Genomic DNA, 4,061 nt, shown 5'->3' with positions numbered 1-4,061 from the left:
CTCACCTTGCAGCGTTCGACTACTTGTGTTCAGGTACTCTGCTGGAGCGAACCAAACTGTGGGGGAAGCCCAACTGCCGTTGCGCCCAGGACCCCGCGGCGCGCCACGGCCCTTACTACGAGTGGGGTCATATGAAGCAGGGCAAGCTTGTCCACCGCCAGGTCTCCGCGGCGCAGGCCGAGCTCTTACGCCAGGCGATCGGGAACTACCGTGCCGTGCAGCAGCTGCTGCGCGAGTGGGAGGAGCAAACCGAGCAACTCATCGACGCCGAAGCGCCACACCCACCCTGAGCCCGCTCACCCTGCGGGAAATTACGCCGAGATGTGCGCCGAGATGTGCGGAATGTAAGTCATGATGACTGCGGTTGGGCGGTTTGGCATACCCTGGAATGCCTTGCCCATATCAGACGCTGCTTTGCTTGAGCTGTATAGCTAATATGTCTGTAGTGTGCATACCTCCCTAGTGCAGCGCCGACCAACATGTACGTGAAGTCCTTGGAAGTAAACAGCATGAACAATGTCGCGCATAATAAAATGAGCGCCAACAACGGTTCTTCAGACTTTGGCCTCTTCCCGCGAAAAATGGTGTCAATAAGAAGAAAATAGATAGGAAACAGCATCATGCATAGTAGATAGGCGAATCCAAAAAAGCCAAGGTCGACCCATGCCGAGAAAATGTTATGCGCATACGATCCGGCACCGCCCGTCCGAATATAACTGCCATAGTCCCCTAATAAAGGGTGGTCCGCGATTGTACGTAATGCGTTTGAGAAGAAAACTTGGCGACCCTCCCAAGAAGTCGACCGGGATAAATCCAGAAGTTCAAGGGATCTGTTATCGGGCAGGAGTTGCATCAGATTGTCAGAGAAAACAAAAAATAGAGAGGCAAGGGTCAATGCAAATACTGCAATCGACAGTCTAGGTCTAGCAAAGAAAAGTTCGGCTAAAACGACCACCAGCAATATGGCGGTCAGTTCGCTTCGTGCTCCATTAATAAATAAGGCAGGAACGCAAATGAAATACATCGCCAACCGCAGCATCGCCAGCCTCATAAATGGAAGCACGACAAGAAACGTCACGAAATACGAACGGGCAAAGCCTTGATAGGTCGCCATGCTTCTGGAATCGCCATAGCCCTGTTGCTCTTTCAGATAAAAAAAGCCGTCAACTGAAAAAGTGAATATGATTGCCGTCATGCCGGCTATACAAAGGAGCCCCGTCCATTTCATCTGCGGCGATTCGAACTGTGCGATTCTGAAGACGATGAAGACGGCTGCAAGGTGAACGATGGAGAGCAGATGGTCCTTGACAAGGTCCCGCTCGGCGCCATTGGCGAAATTGAGAGAGATCACAAAGAGGAAGTAGAAAAGGAAGGAAAAAAAAGCGAGATCTATACTCGTGAAGAACCGTGTAGTTCGTGTTATTTGGACCAAATAAATAATGAGAAGGATTGGTGTAAAGACTAGCGATACTAGGGAAAAATAGCCTCCCAATACTGGACCTATCACGCCGGTTCCCATAGCTGTATTGTAAAAAAAGAAACACGGAAATAGAGCGATAAAAGCCAGGTGTACGGTCGTCACGCTGAGCGAACTGGAATGTGTCATGAGGATTGGTTAGCAGGCTGTTGAAAAACTGGAACTTTCATGTCGTATAGCGATCAGATCTCTGGAACGTTGTCTTGGGAGGACAATCTGGTGCGCGGAATACATGATCGTCAAGACGGGATGTTCAGTTACGTGTCGCTGGAGGCTCGGGTGCCTACCTCGCATCCGTTGCGCCCGATCCGAACCATGGTGGACGAGGCCCTGGCAAGCATGACGGCGGAGTTCGACGCGATGTATGCCATCGAAGGCCGACCCTCGATCGCCCCGGAACGCCTGTTGCGCGCCTTGTTGCTGCAAGTCTTGTATTCGGTGCGTAGCGAGCGGTTGCTGTGTGAAGCGCTCGGCTACAACTTGCTGTTCCGGTGGTTTGTGGGGCTGTCCGCGAACGAGCGGGTATGGAGCCATTCGACGTTCTCCAAGAATCGGGACCGGCTGCTCGAAGCGGATATCGCGCGGGGCTTTTTTGCCGAAGTCTACGGCCGGGCGCAGGCGGCGGGTTTGACCTCGGATGAGCACTTCAGTGTGGACGGCAGCTTGATTGACGCCTGGGCGTCGCAGAAGAGCTTTCGGCGCAAAGATGGCTCCGATGATGACCCTCCCAAAGGCTCGGATCGCAATGCCGGACGCAACTTTCACGGTGAGCGTCGGTGCAACGAGACCCATGAGTCCCAGACAGACCCCGATGCGCTGATGTTTCGCAAGAGTCAGGCGCACCCCGCCAAGCTCTGCTATGCCGGGCAGGTGCTGATGGAGAACCGCCATGGCTTGGTGGCCGAAGCCCAAGTGGTTCGTGCAAGCGGCTCGGCAGAGCGCGATACCGCCATCGAGATGTTGTCGGAGGTTCCCGGCACCCATCCCATGACCGTGGGCGCGGACAAGGCCTACGATACACGCGGTTTTATCGAGCAAGCCCGCGGTCTCCACGTCACGCCGCACGTGGCACAAAACCTGGCGCGGCGCGGTGGCTCGGCCATTGACGGGCGCACCACTCGGCAGCCCGGCTACCTCATCAGCCAACGGATCCGCAAACGCATCGAAGAGTGTTTTGGGTGGGGTAAGACCATTGGACAGGTCCGGCAGACCAAATTTCGGGGCACGGCGCGTGTCGACTTTCAATTTGTGCTCACGATGGCGGCCTACAACCTGGTACGGATGCGGAGCCTGCTCCATCCGGTACCCCGCTAGGAGAAAGCGGTGTCGGTTGTCGTCCATCATCTCATCTATGCACCCCTCGCAGAACATGGGGGCATCCACCAAGGCCGAGCGCACTGTTTCTTCCCACCCTCGCACCCTATTTACTGTCAGTAACCTCTATTCCTTCCAGTCTTGAATGGTTTTTCAACAGCCTGTTAGAGACTGTTATCTCATTTGGGTTGAGGTGTCCTACAGATCCTTACTCAAAAACGCGTCGGGAATGTATAGGCGATTCCGCGCACGTGCGGATTACGTGGGTTATCGAAGGCAAAGTCGTACCAGAGAAGGGCTCCGGAAGGGACCATGACTCGTACCACCTCCTGGGCGACCCGTCGGCGCACGCGGAGATCCAGGATGGACGTGAAGAGCGTGGACGTGATCACCAGTCGGAAGGAGGCGTCGGGCCAGGGCAGCTCCGTGGCGGCGCCCACCCGGAGGTCGGCCTGCGGCAAGAACTCTCTGGCTCGAGCCACCTTCGACGCGTCGAGCTCGATTCCATGCAAATCCCTCTCGCGAATCCGCCAGCAAACGAGCTCGCCGAGCCAACCCATGCCACCAAATCCCACCTCCAAGGCACGCGTCTCCCGTCTCTGGGAAAGACGTCCCCTCTCGAAGCAACGCGACGGCGGTTCGCCTTCGCCCGACCCCGACCGCCATGAAGAGTTTGTCGGGCTGCCATACGGCATAGTGGGGGTCGATTTCGCGCGCTCGGCGCTGATTCTCCTCAAGCATGCGCCGCCGCTCCGCGGTTGCGGTCCCTTCCTCGAGCGAGGGTAGGGAACGGCTTCTCTCGTCCATCGTCTGCGGTTTATTCCTACGTGTTCACCCGCGGGCCGCGTACCATGCGGTCTTCCAGACCCGGCTCGCGTCCGCGGAAGCCTTCGCGAGTCTTTCGAGATACCACTCGTTCTCGCGCGTGAGCAGGAAAGCCCCGCCGCTTCTGGTCGCAAAGGCGTCGCGGGGCGAGACACCCCGCGCCCATCCCCGACACGGAGTGGCCACGTCGCTAACGTAGGCGTCTACCGCCCAGCGCGGCTTCTCGTCGTGACCCTCAAAGTCGCGACCGGACCTCCAACATGCGCTTGCGGCCTCGCTGATGGCCGCGGGGTTGGCGGTGTGGTTGTGGTCAATCCCCGTCAGGTGCGCGACTATGCCAAGGCCACGGGGCAGCTGGCCAAGACCGACCGCATCGATGCCTTGGTGTTGGCGGATTTCGCCCGTGCGATACGTCCCGAGCTGCGTCCGATGAAGGATGCACTCA

The 4,061-nt window shown here is 57.2% G+C and carries 4 protein-coding genes and 1 pseudogene; 3 read left to right on the top strand and 2 right to left on the bottom strand.

The features are described from left to right. Nucleotides 1-290: hypothetical protein (locus tag M3461_14280; protein ID MDQ3775425.1), on the top strand; the 290-nt coding region annotated here is incomplete at its 5' end. 59 nt (nt 291-349) lie between these two features. Here M3461_14280 and M3461_14275 read toward each other — a convergent pair. Continuing rightward, nucleotides 350-1,606, bottom strand: a complete 1,257-nt coding sequence (locus M3461_14275; protein MDQ3775424.1) for an O-antigen ligase family protein — start codon at nt 1,604-1,606, stop codon at nt 350-352. 120 nt (nt 1,607-1,726) lie between these two features. Here M3461_14275 and M3461_14270 point away from each other — a divergent pair, with 120 nt between their 5' ends. Next, nucleotides 1,727-2,791 (top strand): IS5 family transposase, encoded by a 1,065-nt coding sequence (locus M3461_14270; GenBank protein ID MDQ3775423.1) that lies wholly within the window; start codon nt 1,727-1,729, stop codon nt 2,789-2,791. A gap of 212 nt (nt 2,792-3,003) precedes the next feature. Here M3461_14270 and M3461_14265 read toward each other — a convergent pair whose 3' ends face one another. Then, on the bottom strand, nt 3,004-3,351 hold the full coding sequence (locus M3461_14265) for a class I SAM-dependent methyltransferase (protein MDQ3775422.1): 348 nt from the start codon (nt 3,349-3,351) through the stop codon (nt 3,004-3,006). A 565-nt stretch (nt 3,352-3,916) separates the two neighbouring features. Here M3461_14265 and M3461_14260 point away from each other — a divergent pair. Continuing rightward, nucleotides 3,917-4,061, top strand: a pseudogene (locus M3461_14260) (transposase).

Source organism: Pseudomonadota bacterium, assembly GCA_030860485.1.
Classification (GTDB): domain Bacteria; phylum Pseudomonadota; class Gammaproteobacteria; order JACCXJ01; family JACCXJ01; genus JACCXJ01.
This window is presented reverse-complemented; position numbering and strand designations above follow the sequence as displayed.

Bases quoted from the DNA above. Each gene is read 5' to 3' on its own strand.
- M3461_14275 (MDQ3775424.1), bottom strand. From the start codon at position 1,606: ATGACACATTCCAGTTCGCTCAGCGTGACGACCGTACACCTGGCTTTT.
- M3461_14270 (MDQ3775423.1), top strand. From the start codon at position 1,727: ATGTTCAGTTACGTGTCGCTGGAGGCTCGGGTGCCTACCTCGCATCCG.
- M3461_14265 (MDQ3775422.1), bottom strand. From the start codon at position 3,351: ATGGGTTGGCTCGGCGAGCTCGTTTGCTGGCGGATTCGCGAGAGGGAT.